We start from the raw sequence: 16172 nt of genomic DNA on the forward strand, positions 1-16172 counted from the left end.
CGGTTTTAACGCAATGATAATGTCAAAATTCTTTCATTATTCCTGTCAATTTGCCAATCGCGATTCATCACGATATGGCAGGCTGCGCTCCTATTTACTCATCAAAAATCCGCATTGGCAGGATTGACAAAAAATAAATTGTGATAATTTCCGAATATTTAACATTTTTGTGGATTAGTTCAAAAGGAAACTCGTAATAAAATGAAATTATTAGAAGGCAAAACAGCGCTCGTTACAGGAGCATCCAAAGGCATCGGCAGAAAAATTGCGGAAGTTTTTGCGCAACATGGAGCGAACGTCGCATTTACATACTTATCTTCCGTGGAGAAAGGCCAGGCGCTAGCGAGCGAGCTTGAAGCTTTTGGCACGAAGGTTAAAGGCTACCGCTCTGATGCTTCGCAATTTTTGGAAGCCGAGAAGCTTATTGAAGAGATCGTTAAGGAGTTTGGCACGATCGACGTGGTTGTAAACAATGCGGGCATTACCAAAGACGGACTCTTGATGCGCATGACAGAAGAAAATTGGGATGATGTGATTAATGTGAACCTAAAATCCGTTTTTAACGTCACGAAAGCCGCTTCTAAAGTGATGATGAAGAACCGCAAAGGATCCTTCATTAACATGAGTTCCGTAGTGGGCGTGCAGGGCAATGCCGGACAAGCAAATTATGCGGCGTCCAAAGCAGGTATCATTGGGTTCAGCAAATCGGTCGCAAAAGAGCTAGGATCACGAAATATCCGAAGCAATGTGATTGCCCCTGGATTCATTCGCACAGAAATGACTGAAGTCTTGGATCCAAAGGTGGTTGCTGGCTGGGAGTCGAATATTCCTTTAAAGCGCGCGGGCGAAGCGGAAGATGTAGCAAACGCCTGTTTGTTTTTAGCCTCTGATCTATCCGCTTACGTGACTGGCCAAGTTATTCCGGTTGATGGTGGTATGTTGTAATCAAACTATAGCGAACAGCAAGTAAATATAGCAAATGCTCCCAACGTCTTTCCTCGGGGGCATTTGTTTCTAAAAAAGCCGTACCCCTGTTTCATAAAACGCTGTAAAGAGCCTTCCCGGAAAAGCTGCCCCTATTTTTTCGCAGGATGAAATCCAATAATTGCCTTATCTTTGCAAAGAGAACGACCACTATGCAGAAAAAAATTTTTGCCATTCACGACGAAGAGGAATTTAACAACGCAGCTTTAACGGTTTTTCAATTCCAATATCACAACAATCCTGTCTATCAAAAATACGTAGACTATTTGGGACATGAACCAACATCGATCAACCATTACGACGCTATACCTTTCTTACCTATAGAGCTTTTCAAGAGCCAAAAAATCTATGCTTCATCCAAAACTCCCGATATCGTATTCAGCAGTTCAGGAACAACCGGTATGATCAGTAGTATGCACCCCGTCGCGGATGTCGATTGGTATAAGGAAAGTTTTCGCCGTTGCTTCCAGCAATTCTATGGTTCGGCGGAAGACATGGCGATTTTAGCACTGCTACCATCCTATCTGGAACGAGACGGTTCCTCCTTAATTTATATGATAGACGACCTCATCCGCCAAAGCAAGCATCCTGCATCGGGTTACTTTTTGTACAATCACGAAGATCTTTTTAGGACCTTGCAAAACTTAAAGGCCGCCGGAACCAAAACATTGCTGATCGGCGTTACCTATGCCCTGCTGGATTTCAGCGAAACCTATACCGTACATTTCCCGGAATTGACGATCATGGAGACGGGCGGCATGAAGGGCAAGCGCAAGGAGATGATTCGCGCAGAATTACATAACATCCTATCCACCGCATTTGGGGTCGATCAAATACATTCGGAATATGGCATGACAGAGCTCTTATCACAAAGCTATTCAAACAGTAAGGGCCTGTTCAAATCGCCCCCATGGATGAAGGTGCTCATCCGTGATACCAACGATCCATTGACCTTGATCAAGAACGGACGAGCAGGTGCAATCAATGTCATCGATCTTGCAAACTATTACTCTTGCTCTTTTATCGCCACGCAGGATTTAGGTAAATTGGTTGATGACACAAGTTTTGAAATCTTAGGTCGCTTCGATAACAGCGACATCAGGGGTTGCAACCTCTTGGTGCAGTAGACGCTAACAGGGGTGTGGAAATGGATGATTCAAATCGTATAAAGCAGCTAACACGCTGATCGTCCACTGGTTAATAATGAGCTTGCTATATCGATCGATTTCACACCAGTAAATTTTTCTTACCTTTGCCTACATGCAAATGATAATATACCCCCTAAACATGATACTTCTCGTCATGCTGCTGACCGTCATGCCGACCCAACATATACAGTCCTCGACGGATAACAACATGCAAGTTAATTTGCTTACCGATGTGTTCAGCAAACCGAAATTTGATGCCGTGACACAGCAGGAAGTTATATCCTTCGCAAAGAGATTTATCGGCGTGCCCTATAGATACGGGGCAACAAGTCCATCACAGGGCTTCGATTGCTCGGGATACGTATATTATGTCTTCAAAAATTTTGATATTGATTTACCACGAAGTTCTTCAGCCATAGGACAGGCTGGTAAAGAGGTGGATCTAGACCATGCAAAAGCCGGCGACATCATTTTATTTACCGGTACCAATCCGGCTAAACGTAGTATTGGACATGTCGGGATTGTACTTTCGAACGACCCTAGCAAGGAGTTACATTTCATACACGCGAGTTCTGGAAAAGCACAAGCGGTAACCCAAACGCTCTTGGCGGGCACCTACAAAAGAAGGTTTATGAAAGTAATTCGTGTGCTGTAGGTTCGTGCGCCGCGATCTCTCGATACACGCTTGCTGCATACACAACTGGGACTGACAATCTTGACAGCAAACGGACAATACGGGCGGTCGTACAACAAGAACATTTCGTATTTTTGATTTACGTTCATGCTTATTGTAGCGCAATGAAAAAAATTGGTTTTTTATCCTTCGGACATTGGTCCGAATATGATGCTTATCAAACACGTTCTGCTGCAGACACGTTGCTGCAGTCCATCGATTTGGCAGTGGCTGCAGAAGAAATAGGCCTTGATGGCGCTTATTTTCGTGTGCATCATTTTGCACAACAGCTAGCTTCTCCATTTCCTTTGCTATCTGCCATTGGAGCTAAAACAAAATCCATTGAAATCGGCACGGGTGTTATAGATATGCGCTATGAAAACCCGCTTTACATGGTGGAAGACGCCGGAGCGGCAGACCTTATTTCTGGCGGCCGGCTACAACTTGGTATAAGCCGGGGCTCACCGGAGCAGGTCATCGATGGCTGGCGGTATTTCGGCTATGATCTTGCCCATGGAGAAACAGATGCCGATATGGGTCGGAGGAAAGCCTTGCTGTTCTTGGATAAATTAGCCGGTGAGGGATTCGCCCAGCCAAACCCCTACCCGATGTTTCCCAATCCGCCTGGCCTACTATGTGTGGAACCGTATTCTTCAGGTCTCCGCGAACGCATTTGGTGGGGTGCAGCGTCGGATGCTACCGCCATATGGGCAGCGGAACATGGTATGTACCTGCAAAGCTCCACATTAAAATATGATGAAAGTGGGAAGCCATTTCACATCCAGCAAGCTGAGCAAATTAGGCGTTACAAGGAAGCTTGGGAAGCGGCAGGACACCAGCGTCCTCCACGGGTGTCGGTAAGCCGATCGATCTTTGCGTTGGTAAATGACCAAGATCACTTCTATTTTGGACAACAGGCCGGTAGCGTCGATAAGATAGGAATGATCGAAGCTGACAAGCGGGCGATTTTCGGTAGAAGCTATGTAGGTGAACCGGATAAGCTTGTTGAGGAGCTGGCGCAGGACGAAGCGATACAAGAAGCGGATACGCTCTTGCTGACCATACCCAACACGCTGGGGGTTGCCTACAACGTGCACCTCTTATCCACTATCTTGCAGCATGTGGCACCTGCATTAAAGTGGCGATAAAGCCGGCTGCCATGATAAGCAATATTCGATTCAAAACAAAAATCGTTGTTATTGGTGCGGGCCAAGCTGGTCTTTCTGCTGCCTACCATTTAAAACGGTCTGGGATGAAAATCGGACGCGACTTCATTGTGCTCGACGATGCACCTGGTCCCGGAGGTGCCTGGCAGTTCCGCTGGCCCTCGCTTACGTTAAGCACGGTCAATAAAATCCACGATTTGCCGGGCATGTCGTTTTCAGATTCCTTAATCGCTAACGAACCCACTGTACAAGCTAACCTTGCGGTTCCACATTATTTCGATCTATACGAACAGAAATTTGACCTGCAGGTATTCCGTCCCCAGCGCGTAGAACGGGTTACAATGTCGCACGATAGGTTTCATATGGATGCCACGAGTGTCCGATTGTCTGCCGCCGGAATAATCAATGCTACAGGAACTTGGCAAAATCCCTACATACCTTATTACCCCGGTGCAGCGCTCTTCGAAGGCGAACAGCTGCATACGCGAGATTTCAAAAGCGCCGATCGTTTTATCGGAAAACATGTGGTTATTATTGGGGGCGGCATCTCCGCCATCCAATTGTTAGACGAGATATCCCGCGTGACAAGCACCACATGGGTGACCCGTACACCACCGGTTTTTCAGAATGGCCCTTTTGATGATGCTGCCGGACACCACGCCGTGGCCATGGTAGAAAATCGTGTACGCAATGGCTTACCTCCGCTATCAGTTGTATCCGTGACGGGCTTGCCTTATTCGCCTGAGGTGCAAGATATGGAAAGACGTGGTGTATTAAATCGTTTGCCAATGTTCACTTCAATCACGCCAACAGGTGTTAAATGGGATGATGGTAGTGAAATCCAAGCGGATTGTTTGGTATGGAACACCGGTTTCAAGAGTGCGCTACAGCATCTGCAGGAAATACTTCCTGTCGAGTCTACGGGAGGCATCCGCATGGCCGGAAGGTTAGCTACGATGGTAGAAAGCAACCCACGCATACACCTTGTCGGATATGGTCCTTCCGCCTCGACAATTGGCGCGAATCGTGCAGGCGCCGCAGCGGCAATGGAGTTACGCAAAACGCTTGGGCTTATTTAGCTATTTTATTAGTCTGCCAGGCTTAATTGTGGGATATCTCTTGTGCATAATATTATATAAGATAGAAGGAGTGCTCAAGTTTGCCGATAAGCAATAACTTTAACAAGTATTTAACTATAAAATTGCGCGGTTCTCGGATTATAAACCTTAAATTTACAGCACTGGTCACAAAAGATTAGCACTTAGTTTTGCAAATACATTCAAAGAAAATACCCCCTATCCCGATAGCATGAGCCAATCCATCAAATTTAGCAATATAAATACTTTGTTTTCAAAGACTTTAAAACAGAAGACGAACGATTATTTTCAGTCGACTTCCCAAAAGAAAACAGGAAATCGTCGAATATTCATCAAGGCAACAGTTTTGTTAGCCAGCTTCGCTACCTTGTACATTTTACTGGTATTCGTGCAGCCCCATTGGTCTATCAGCATCATACTCTGTCTACTCTTCGGTGCAAACTTGGCGGCAATCGGCTTTAATATCATGCACGACGCTGGTCATAATTCTTTCTCGGATAATAAAAAACTAAATACCATCCTGTCCTACACGTTAAATCTGCTAGGCGGGAATATCTATTTTTGGAAGATAAAACATAACATTGCCCACCATACCTACACAAACATAGATGGCGAAGATCATGATATCGAGGTGAAGTTTATGCGTATCCACCACGATCAAAAACTAAAAAAACACCATTATTATCAACGGTTCTATTTTCCGGTTCTTTATGGTATTTCCTATCTCGCGTGGATCTTCTATCAGGACTATGAAAAATATTTTAAACAGCGCATGGGTGCCGACGCCGACAGATTTCAATTCCCGCTGCATGAAAAGATTATCTTTTGGACAAGTAAGGTTTTACATTTTTGCCTATTTATCGTTGTCCCAGTATTTGTCGTAGGGTGGCTACCGACCATCATTGGCCTATTGCTTGCAGGCGCGGTCTGTGGCATGAGTTTAGCAACCGTTTTCCAGTTGGCACATGTTGTTACGGGAACATCGTTTAAAACTATCGATGAATCGCGCGTCGCGGAAGAATGGATGGTACATCAAATACAATCTACGGCCAACTTTGCTACGAGAAGCAAAATATTAACTTGGTTGTTGGGCGGCCTGAACTTTCAAGTTGAGCACCACCTCTTTCCGAAAATCAGTCATGTACACTATCCTGCATTAAACCGTATTGTACAGCAGACATGCATCGAGTACAATATTCAATACAATGAATTTAAATCGTTTTGGAGCGCTTTTCGATCCCACATAAACGTCATCCATTCGATGTCCCGGTAATAAATACGCTGTTCCAAGGTTAACTACCCTAAAAGTGGATAAAACACCTGTTTAGCAACTGGAGACGACACAAATCGTGGTATTAGCGTTATATTGTTAAAAACATCCAAATACCATGAAAAAAATAGCAACTGATGAATGTCTTGTATCCCTACTTGGAGCGATCAGGCGCCGGATGGAAATTTACAGCGCAGCAATGGGCGTGCTGAAAATAAAAAACGAAATATCGCTTCGCAGTATTTTTCGCCACTATCAGGAGGAAAGCGCAGCTGCGGTCAAACAATTGACAGATGATCTAGGATTGGACGCGTCCGATTTAACAAGCGAAGTCCTATTCGATACGAGATCTTTTTCTATTAAGTCTGTTAATGATTTGTTTTCAACTGATGTATGCAACGTTTTAGGTGTCTGCAAAAGTGTGGAAGAATTGTGTACGCAAGCCTATCAAAGAGCGATCGTAGCGTTAGACGAGTCTCGCCTGTTGCTATCGTTCCATATCCGCGAGCAAGCAGAGCAACAGTATATGGCCTCTCATCACATCAATACCCTGCTGGATTGCAATTTATTGAATCGTCAGGCAGTTTAAGAATAGATAGCATACCATCAATTTGCGATCCTTAACATCACATCCTAGTTTTGTTTAAAAGAACCGATTTTAAGCCAAACTAAACGGGATCGTAAACGTTCAATCCGCGACAACTATCTTGGCAGCCGCACGTAAAATGTCGAGCCTTGACCAAAAACGCTCTCTGCCCAAATTTCTCCTTGATGCTTTTTAACAATTTCCGCACATATGTACAATCCGATACCAAAACCGCCAATATGTTCTATAAGTTGGCTGTCTGCTCGGTAAAATCGATCGAACAATCTCGTAATGTCTTCCTCTTTAATTCCTATACCGCGATCCGAACAGGCAAATACGACACTATTTTCGTGAATCAGCGTTGATACAGTCACCGTTGTCTGTGCAGGGGAATACTTTATAGCATTGCCGATTAAATTGCTGATGACGGAGCCAATCTTATCGCGATCGCCCTGCAGCTCGACCTCTTCTGCCGGTTCGAAATGCAGCTCATGTGTGGCATATACATCGCCAATATCACGCAAAACTTCGCGCACCACATCATTCAGTTGATAACGTGTCGCATTCAATCTTATTTTCCCGGAATCCTTTAGCCGTGCAACATCTAAAAACCCACTGATGAGGCTGTTCATTTTCTTGGCTTGCCTATAGATCCGATCGAGTTTGTCGATAGCAAAAACATCCGCCTGACGTTTAGCATGTGCTTGCAGCACTTGTGTAAAAGCGCTGACGGATGTTAGCGGTGTTTTCATTTCGTGACTAACCATGCTGATAAAATCGCTCTTGCGTTGATCGTCTTCCATCTCCTCGGTGATATCCCTCGAAGTACCAACCACACGCATCCCATTCCCAAAGGTATCCATTTCCACCTTACCGGTTGAATGGATCCATTTTCGCTTCGTGCCGCCAACAGGTTGGATCTGATACGCCTCACTAAAATTCCCCTTTGTTTCTACCGCTCGTTCGATGGCCTGTAAAACATCAGGACGACGATCAGGCATGATGATGGCAAGCATCTCCGAAAACGATAAGGTTGTGTCGACATCAATGCCATACATGTTGCGCGCATTGTCCGATAAAAATAAATTATTTGTCCCCCAATCGGTCTGCCAAATACCAAGATTAGCTGCATCCAAAGCTAACGCCAAAGTATCGGATGCTTTTTCGATTTCCTCGTTTGCCAGCACCAAATCGGTCACATCGGCAGCAACCGCAATGATACCGATGATCCGGCCGTCAGGTTCCATCAATGCCTCAATCGTTAGGTTGATGTAGGTTGCGTTGGCTATGCCGCCGCGGGCCAGAGTAATACGCTTTTTCTGATCGACAAAACGGTTGCCGGTTGCATACACCGCGTCCATGATAATATCCAAGCCTTGCGGGACAAGCTCGGGCAAAACATCAAAAAGCGGCTTGCCCGCCACTTCATTTAGCGTTCGCCCCCAGTACTCCAACATGCGGTGGTTGGCTATTTCGATACAATGCTGCTCACCTTTGTATACCGCAATCGCTACAGGAGCATTCAGCAATATACGACGCAGCTGCTTCTCTGCATGATCCCTAGCCTTTGATATTTTAATTTGTGCGCTTATCTTGGTTAAAAGTTCAGCGGAAGAAAATGGCTTGACGAGATAGTCATCAGCGCCCGCCTCCAAACCGTCTATCCTTGCTTCCTCTCCGGCGCGTGCCGAGAGGAAAATGACAGGTAGGTTGGAAGTGTTGCTGTGGTTCCGGATTTCACGCAACATACCCTTGCCGTCCATAATAGGCATCATGATATCACTTAGCACCAGATCGGGCTTCAGCTGCGCAATCTTTTGTAAAGCATCCGCGCCATGCACTGCTACACTTGTTTTGAAATGTGGTTCAATGAGCCGCCGAAGATAGGTACGCATATCCGCATTGTCGTCAACGATCAAAATATGTGCGTCTGTATCAACAGTGTTTAAAGTATGCATGGCATTCGATTCGGATACGGCGGTGATACCATGCTGCTCCGACATCGCATCTTCTTCCAAGAGACTGATTGCTTCCTGAAGGAACGCTCCCTTCACGGAATTCGTTTCCAAGCTCTCATCTTCCTGTACCAATTTCTCCGATGGCAAATGCGCGTTGCCAAACGGTATCTTTACCGTGAACGTAGAGCCTACTCCTTCTTCGCTGCTAACTTGGATACTCCCCTTGTGCAAACTGATCAATTCATGCACCAACGACAATCCGATCCCACTACCTTCATGTGTACGCCCAGCGGCATTTTCCACCCGATGGAAACGTTCGAACATATAAGGAAGCTCCTTTTGAGGAATACCGATCCCGGTATCGCTCACCTGCAAAACAGCATATGGTCCCTCTTCCCGCAACTGCACCGCAATGTGGCCTTCCATGGTATATTTAAAGGCATTGGAAAGGAGATTCAGTACAATTTTTTCCCACATTTGCCTATCCACATAGGTATCTTTCGTTAAGCCAGGGCACGAAACCAAGAGCTGCATGCCCGCCTTTTCAATGATGGACCGAAAGCTACTCGCCAAATCTGCTGTAATGGCTGCCAAGGAAACTTTTTGATAAACGGCCTGCATACGACCCGCTTCCACCCTGCTGTAATCCAGCAAATTATTCACCAATTTGAGTAGCCGTTCGGCATTACGATGCACAGCTGTAAGCGATTGTTTAACGGCTTCGGTTGCGTGAGGCCCCTGCAAAACATCCTCCAACGGGCCCAACATCAGCGTGAGCGGTGTTCGGAACTCGTGGCTCACATTACTAAAAAATGCCGTTTTAGATCGGTCAATCTCCGCTAATGCCTCTGCCCGCTTTTGCTCCTGCTCGTAGGCATATACACTTGATAGTGCCGTATTATAGGTATTTCGCAGCTGATCGTAGAAATTCAAATACTCCTCATCCAAGGATCTTCTCGCGCTAACGCCAGCAATCAGGAAACCAAAGAGTTCTTCTTGACCGGTAATACGCAAGGGAAGAACCATAGCCGATCGCGGTGCTTCTGGATAAGGACCGCTTCTAAAATCGCCAAATCGATCCTGAAGATCATCCAGTTGCAGATAAGTGTCATCTCCCTGTACCATCGACAGTGACCATCGATCGGGGGTTGCTAAGTCTAACAAATGAGGAGATAAATTAGATTCCTCTGCCAAGCCGGATGCTGCTAGAAGCGCTGCCGTCTCATCGGCTCTATTTAGTTGATACAACAGCAGAAAGGGTATATCTAGCTCGTAGTCCTCATATTTATCGGTAGTAATGAGACCAATCTCATCTATGCTTTTTGTTTTACCCAAGGCGGCGCCAAGTTCACGAAGGGCATACGTGCGACGACCACTCAACATTTTGACGGTCGTCTCGGTGATCGGATGAAAAATTCCGCCCACGCCGCCAGACTCATCCCGAATGGGTGCGAAGGAAAATGTCATGAACGCCTCTTCTAAGTAGCCATAACGATCCAAAAACATCCGTTGATCGTTGATGTACGTCCCTTCTCCCTCCTGTTCGGCTTTTGTAAAAGCATCGCCAACAACTTCCAAGGCCGTTTCCCAACAGATTCGAAAATTCATGCCCATTGATTCGGGATGCTTTGCCCCACAAATCGGCCGATAGCTGTCGTTGTAAATCTGAATTTTCTCTGGCCCCCAAGCGATCAAAATCGGAAAGGAGGAGGAAAGACAAAGACTGACCGATGTGCGCAAGCTCTGCGGCCAAGACTCTATTGCACCCAATGGTGTCTTCGACCAATCCATGCCGCGGATTAATTTAGCCATCTCTCCACCGCCTAAAAGAAATTGTTCCGTGCTCTCTAGTATTTCTGTACTCATTAATAATCAGCTCTGTGTCTCAACTACGAAAAAATGCAACTTGAAACAGGTTAAAGATACAAGATTTTTACTAGATCGCTAAGCAGGTACCAGTTTTCTGGGAATATCTACTGATCCATTACGTCAATCGTGCATTGGCTTCGTAAAATCGGTTACAGTTCAACCTACGGTTCTAAAAATACAACCGGATAAACACATTACTGGTACGTGCCAAATTGTAGTTATCGATCTCTTCGATCGTTTCACTATTCCGGTTAATACGATAACTTCTGTTAATGACCGTAGCGTTGTTCGCCATATTCTGTATGGCCAAACCTGTTTTAAAGCGAAGGCTTTTCCGGACGACGATCGCCAAACTGAGGGAGGCATTTAGTTGAAAGTTATCATGGAGTTTGCTGCTATTGGGCGCCATGTAGTCGATATAAAGGCTTCCATCTCCAGCGATGGAAGGTATCCTGCTGTTCGGTTGCGTATAGTATCGTCCGGCATACCAAATACCGCCTATGGCAGCTTCCCATTTCTGTGGTGCATACAGCAGTCCCCAGCGAATGGCATAGGGAGTTTCAAAGTTGTTGGTAAAGCGCGTACCGTAGAGCGTTGGAAAGGAATAGCGGCTGTCGTTGATATGAAAATTTGTCCAGGCTGTAAATCGCCCCTGCTGCTTTTGCACTTGAAGCTCTACCCCTTTCACCGTATAGTCGCCAATGGCATGCACTTGCGAAAACTGGTTTTGGAATCCTTGACTGCGGCTGTTAAGATCGTTCACCTGCTTTGCAAAAGATTCTGCCCTGAGTAACCATCCACGCTTTTGAAACTGTGCCTCTATGGAAACTTGGTTACTGCGTAAAATCGGCGTTTCCTCTCCATCCGCGAGTTTCCATCGCCGCGTTTCGATACCGAAAAAGTCCTGTTGCTGCTGTATTTCCTGATAGGCTGCTTGGCTTTTTGCTTCTGCGGCAAATGTTATCGTCCAATATTTCTTAAAGAGGTAGGAAACTGATGCACGAGGTTCGGCGCGAAAGCGACGGTGGGAGATAAAGTGTATGCCCCGAAGTCCCGTAGTAAAAAACAAATTGGGGTAACGCGCCACAAGCTGTGCCGCGATGGACTGGCTCTGTAGGGATTGTGCTTCTTCCTCATCATTTTTGATCGCAATATCGCTCCATTCATAACCTGCAGAAAGCTTCCACGCATCCGATAATATTAGTGCATGCCGCAGGGACAAGGTCTTATCAAGAACCTGGTTCCGTTGAATGCCGATTTGATCACGATCTTCATAAAAATCCTCTGCAAATAACTTATACCGCGAAAACGATACACGCAGGTCACTTTCATGCCCATTGGTCCATTTTTGCTCATACATCAGGTTGGTTGCAAAAGACATTTGTGCCAATTCACTGGTTTCCGATATGGAATCCAAACTATTCTGTTGTGTAACGGCTAGCTGGTTGGCTATCCACAGCGCATTTGCGCTGATCGCCACCCGGTCTGAAAATCGGTGCTTAACCTGCCCACTGAGGTCATGAAATCGAAAATCTTCTTCACTACGGTAGCTGAGGCTCTGGTCGGCAAAGAAATTCGTCACTTTGGTGTTCTGAAAAACGCGCTCGCTATAACGTTGGTAAACCGGCGAGTTGACATAGTCCATTAACGATCGTCGTCCGCTGAATTGCCAGTATGTTTTTGGTGAACTTTTGAAGGAACTGTTAACGTCTGCATTGATCAGGCTGGAGCCTATCGAGGTACTTTGTTCTACCTGATCTGGTGGGCTATCGATGAGTATGGTTCCTGATACAGATTCACCCAACATTGCTGGTGTACCATTTTTGTAGATGGTAACGGTGTGTGGTAAATTCGGATTAAAAGCCGATATCAAACCAAAAAAATGTCCGGTTTGAAAAAGGCGGATACCATTCCATAGGAAGAGGTTTTGGTCGTGAGAGCCAGAACGCACACTGATGTTTGAAATCGACTGGTCGATGCTCACTATTCCCGGTAGCTGTTGCAGGGTCTGCAAAACATCGGGTTCCGTGAGTCCGGGTAGTAAGCCGGTCATTCTGGGCTTCATCTGATAACTCCGATCCGTTCGAATCTGCAGACCGTTAGTTAGGAAATGTTTAACCGCTATTTCTTCCAGTTGATTCACCTGTCGGTCCATCACGAGTGATACTTCCTCTATAGCGGTACCTTCCGTCACGCTGTAATAAAGTGGCTTGTAACCGAGATGTGTAATGGTTAAAGTAGTACTCGACGGCACGATGACCGAGAAATAACCTTTTTCATTCGTCAAGGTAGGCTGCCTGTCGATGCTGTGTATACTGGCATTTTCGATCGGCAGTTGCGTACTGTCATCTTTTACAAACCCACGTACGCGTAGCTCTTTGCGCTCTGGACGGTGTACCACCACATAAGCATCGTTCACCTTCGTAAAAAGCAGTCCGGTCTTTGCGTACAGATCCGCCAAAGCTTCATCTTTAGCAAGACGACGGTTCGGTAGCACGATACGTTTATGGGCTATATCTCCGTCCAAAAAACTGAAAGACAACTGGTGTTGCTTCTCCAACATATCTATATAGCGGCGTAAGGACAGGGTTTTCTGTTGTGCAAATACAAGTGTACAACACATAAAAAGCAAAGCCCAAATACGGCTTAATGATTTGTAAAACATCCCTACTTCGATTCGATCAGGTAGCGGTGATCTGCCAATTTACGGCAACTGACCGAAAAGGCTGTTTCTATGATATGTATGGCTGCGTCCCGATCCGCTGTGGGCAACTTACCAGTAAACTGCTGCGTTCTGCTAACCGAATGCGCTGTCGTTTCAATTGTTATAGCAAAGGAACGCTCCAATTCCGTGACCACCTGATCCAAGCTGGCCGACTCAAACAACAGTTGGCCAGCTTTCCATGTAGGTTCCAGCAGGAAGACACTATCCCGTTCCCATCTTCCGTCGTCGACACGGAGGGATTGACCTGCTGTCAATAGCATTTTATCTTTTTGCTGCTGCACTTCTACTTTTCCATGGTAGCAATGCACGCTGAGCTTCCCGCTACTTGTCAGCACGTCAAAGCGTGTGCCGAGCACCCGAACGGCTCCTAGCTTCGTTTTTACCGTGAAGGTTTGTCCTTTCTCTACCGCGAAGTAGGCGTCGCCCTCGAGCTGTACATACCGCTGTATCGGCCATGTGAAGCGTTTGTAACTTACTTTCGATCCGTTGTCCAACAGCACTTCGGAACCATCGGGTAGTGGCACCTGCAAGGTCGCGTGGGTTGATGCCTGAAGAACCGTTTCTGACGACCACATCAACCAGCCGCCCAGTAGTACACACAGCAATATCGCAGCAACAGCCAGCCAACGGCTGTATCCATACGGGGGTAGTTTCTTTACCGCAGTAGCCTTGCTGTCCATAATCGCTTGCAACAAGTGATCATCATGTGTATGGATGGGTGCCGATAAGTCGGCAGAGTAGCGTTTTATCCGCTCATATAGCTCTTTATCGGCTTCTTGGTCCCATTCGTTTTTTGCCTCACCGGACAAGGAGCCATCCAAAAATTTGGCCAATCTATTATCTTCTTTCATCGTTCTACGATCTGAAAATTACTTAAATGTCGCTAATTGATCCTTTAGTGCCAACATCGCCAAATGTATGCGTTTCTCTACTGCTTTTACGCTGATACCTAATGCCTCAGCAATCTCTGCATATTTCATTTTATCAATCCGGTGCATCAGGAAAGCGACACGCTGTGTTTCCTTCAAGCGTGCGATGGCTTGCAGCAGTTGTTCTTTAAACTGCTTTTCTTCCAGTAGGAACTGCGGAGATTCGTGGTTCTCCTCATTATAGCCCTTGCGTTGCTGATAGGTCAGCACCACCTTCTCATGCGCCTTTATCTTTAGCGTTTTATTGTTCGCTACCTTATATAGATAAGCTTGTGCGCCATTATATGGCACCCGATGACAGTTTTGCCACAGTGCCACAAAAGCTTCCTGGGCCATGTCGTTCGCCTGATCTTGATTGCCGTAGCGATAAAATAGAAAATTGCGCAAGGCCTTCACCTGTTTATGAAAAAAAGCGGCAAAGATCTCCTTTTTGCAAATGGATGTATCATCCAATGAACATGTATCCACTTATTGAATTTACGTTTTTAGTGTATCAAATAAAGATATAACCGTCGAAGATCGCAAAACCCTACCAACAAAAAAAAATAAAAAAAATAGTAGGGTCTTCATCCGACCAAGGGTTATATGTTCGTAAAACAAAAAATAGAACTATGAAAAAAATCGTATTGACGTTGGCCTTGTTGGTTGGCGGGCTTTATGTCCAAGCACAACAGGTGCGTTTCGGTATCAAAGGTGGCGCAAACCTCTCTTCTCTTGGCGAGTATAAGCATGCGTTACTAGCCAGTGAAGATGCGCAATTGGAATACAAGCTCGGGTTTCATGCCGGCGTATTCTCGCAAATCTATATCAATCAAAAATGGGGATTGGAAACAGCGATTTACTTTACGCAACTTGGTGGACGCGATCAAGATCGCAATTTTGATGAAGATTACAAATTAAAAGCTACGGCCAACTACCTACAGCTACCGCTTAGCGTATTCCGCGAAATCCAACTGTCTGACAGGATGAAACTGTTTCCATCCATTGGTATCTACGCCGGATACGGCCTTTCGGGAACGATCAAAGCTACAGGGCAGATCCAAAACATCGATATCGCACAGCAGCAAGACTATTTCGATGATTTCGCCAGACGCTTTGACTTTGGCGGAACAGCCGGGGTGCAGGTCGGATTGGGCAATGTGCTTCTTGGTGCAGGCTATTACCAAGGGGTGCTGCGTGTCAACAAACAGAAAACAAACTGGGATGATAACGCCTACAATTCCAATTTCAAACTAACAGTTGGTTATCTATTTTAATATATTTGAGATATGAAAAAGCAATTTATACTTCCGTTTCTTATCGCTTTCATGAGCTTTTTTGTGATAGGCTGCGATAAAGACCATGATGATAACATACAAAATGAAGAAACGGCACGTGTCCGCACAATCCTAGAAGATGGCCGTTGGGTGATTCGTCAATACAAAAACGATGGTGTTGACCGCACCACACTATTCAGGGATTATATGTTTCAGTTTGATAAAAACAATGTCTTACGTGCTGCTCTGGGAACAAGCAGCCACACTGGATCATGGTCCGTTACAGCCGATGACGACAGGCCTGCAGACCTTGATCTCAATTTATTTTTCTCAGGTGCCGTAGAACTCCGCACACTGAATGAAGACTGGGAAATCATACGCTATACGGCGGATCGCATCGAGCTTGGAGAGGATTACGGCCAGTTGGATGAAGATGTGCTTATATTTGAAAAGCAATAAGGCATCAACCATACGCTCACCATGGATCTTATCACTTGCGCGGAGATCCATG

13 protein-coding genes are annotated in these 16172 nt (G+C 45.8%); 9 read left to right on the plus strand and 4 right to left on the minus strand.

The features are described from left to right. The first annotated feature begins 201 nt into the window (after positions 1–201). From fabG to IE165_RS13555, 7 genes are all read left to right on the plus strand, one after another. Positions 202–945 (plus strand): 3-oxoacyl-[acyl-carrier-protein] reductase, encoded by a 744-nt coding sequence (fabG, locus tag IE165_RS13525; RefSeq protein WP_189627175.1) that lies wholly within the window; start codon positions 202–204, stop codon positions 943–945. Positions 946–1136: 191 nt separating this feature from the next. Next, positions 1137–2111 carry a LuxE/PaaK family acyltransferase gene (locus IE165_RS13530; RefSeq protein ID WP_189627176.1) on the plus strand — a complete coding sequence of 325 codons (975 nt, stop codon included), beginning with the start codon at positions 1137–1139 and terminating at the stop codon, positions 2109–2111. A 160-nt stretch (positions 2112–2271) separates the two neighbouring features. Further along, on the plus strand, positions 2272–2787 hold the full coding sequence (locus IE165_RS13535; RefSeq protein ID WP_189627177.1) for a C40 family peptidase: 516 nt from the start codon (positions 2272–2274) through the stop codon (positions 2785–2787). 143 nt (positions 2788–2930) lie between these two features. Then, positions 2931–3953 (plus strand): LLM class flavin-dependent oxidoreductase, encoded by a 1023-nt coding sequence (locus IE165_RS13540; RefSeq protein ID WP_189627178.1) that lies wholly within the window; start codon positions 2931–2933, stop codon positions 3951–3953. Between the two features lie 11 nt (positions 3954–3964). Beyond that, complete coding sequence (locus IE165_RS13545; RefSeq protein ID WP_189627179.1) at positions 3965–5050, plus strand: NAD(P)-binding domain-containing protein; 1086 nt, start codon at positions 3965–3967, stop codon at positions 5048–5050. A 229-nt stretch (positions 5051–5279) separates the two neighbouring features. Then, entirely contained in the window at positions 5280–6341 is a 1062-nt protein-coding gene (locus IE165_RS13550) for a fatty acid desaturase family protein (RefSeq protein WP_189627180.1), read from the plus strand. A 115-nt stretch (positions 6342–6456) separates the two neighbouring features. After that, entirely contained in the window at positions 6457–6927 is a 471-nt protein-coding gene (locus tag IE165_RS13555) for a hypothetical protein (RefSeq protein ID WP_189627181.1), read from the plus strand. 113 nt (positions 6928–7040) lie between these two features. Here the strand turns inward: IE165_RS13555 and IE165_RS13560 are convergent, their stop codons facing one another. The 4 genes from IE165_RS13560 to IE165_RS13575 form a co-directional block, all read right to left on the minus strand. Beyond that, positions 7041–10748, minus strand: coding sequence for an ATP-binding protein (locus IE165_RS13560; protein ID WP_189627182.1), 3708 nt, complete (start codon positions 10746–10748; stop codon positions 7041–7043). A 172-nt stretch (positions 10749–10920) separates the two neighbouring features. Beyond that, positions 10921–13314 (minus strand): TonB-dependent receptor, encoded by a 2394-nt coding sequence (locus IE165_RS13565; protein WP_189627183.1) that lies wholly within the window; start codon positions 13312–13314, stop codon positions 10921–10923. A 104-nt stretch (positions 13315–13418) separates the two neighbouring features. Then, positions 13419–14327, minus strand: a complete 909-nt coding sequence (locus tag IE165_RS13570; protein WP_189627184.1) for a FecR family protein — start codon at positions 14325–14327, stop codon at positions 13419–13421. An 18-nt stretch (positions 14328–14345) separates the two neighbouring features. Then, positions 14346–14873, minus strand: a complete 528-nt coding sequence (locus IE165_RS13575) for an RNA polymerase sigma factor (RefSeq protein WP_189627185.1) — start codon at positions 14871–14873, stop codon at positions 14346–14348. A 143-nt stretch (positions 14874–15016) separates the two neighbouring features. Here IE165_RS13575 and IE165_RS13580 point away from each other — a divergent pair, with 143 nt between their 5' ends. Further along, a complete protein-coding gene (locus tag IE165_RS13580) occupies positions 15017–15661 on the plus strand; it encodes a porin family protein (RefSeq protein ID WP_189627186.1) in 645 nt (214 codons plus the stop codon). Positions 15662–15673: 12 nt separating this feature from the next. Then, positions 15674–16120, plus strand: a complete 447-nt coding sequence (locus IE165_RS13585; RefSeq protein ID WP_189627187.1) for a hypothetical protein — start codon at positions 15674–15676, stop codon at positions 16118–16120. Positions 16121–16172 lie beyond the last annotated feature (52 nt).

Origin of the sequence: Sphingobacterium griseoflavum (assembly GCF_014653155.1) — a bacterium.
Classification (GTDB): Bacteria; Bacteroidota; Bacteroidia; order Sphingobacteriales; family Sphingobacteriaceae; genus Sphingobacterium; species Sphingobacterium griseoflavum.

Bases quoted from the DNA above. Each gene is read 5' to 3' on its own strand.
- IE165_RS13540 (WP_189627178.1), top strand. From the start codon at position 2,931: ATGAAAAAAATTGGTTTTTTATCCTTCGGACATTGGTCCGAATATGAT.
- IE165_RS13545 (WP_189627179.1), top strand. From the start codon at position 3,965: ATGATAAGCAATATTCGATTCAAAACAAAAATCGTTGTTATTGGTGCG.
- IE165_RS13535 (WP_189627177.1), top strand. From the start codon at position 2,272: ATGATACTTCTCGTCATGCTGCTGACCGTCATGCCGACCCAACATATA.
- IE165_RS13570 (WP_189627184.1), bottom strand. From the start codon at position 14,327: ATGAAAGAAGATAATAGATTGGCCAAATTTTTGGATGGCTCCTTGTCC.
- IE165_RS13585 (WP_189627187.1), top strand. From the start codon at position 15,674: ATGAAAAAGCAATTTATACTTCCGTTTCTTATCGCTTTCATGAGCTTT.
- IE165_RS13560 (WP_189627182.1), bottom strand. From the start codon at position 10,748: ATGAGTACAGAAATACTAGAGAGCACGGAACAATTTCTTTTAGGCGGT.
- IE165_RS13550 (WP_189627180.1), top strand. From the start codon at position 5,280: ATGAGCCAATCCATCAAATTTAGCAATATAAATACTTTGTTTTCAAAG.
- fabG (WP_189627175.1), top strand. From the start codon at position 202: ATGAAATTATTAGAAGGCAAAACAGCGCTCGTTACAGGAGCATCCAAA.
- IE165_RS13580 (WP_189627186.1), top strand. From the start codon at position 15,017: ATGAAAAAAATCGTATTGACGTTGGCCTTGTTGGTTGGCGGGCTTTAT.
- IE165_RS13530 (WP_189627176.1), top strand. From the start codon at position 1,137: ATGCAGAAAAAAATTTTTGCCATTCACGACGAAGAGGAATTTAACAAC.
- IE165_RS13555 (WP_189627181.1), top strand. From the start codon at position 6,457: ATGAAAAAAATAGCAACTGATGAATGTCTTGTATCCCTACTTGGAGCG.
- IE165_RS13565 (WP_189627183.1), bottom strand. From the start codon at position 13,314: ATGTTGGAGAAGCAACACCAGTTGTCTTTCAGTTTTTTGGACGGAGAT.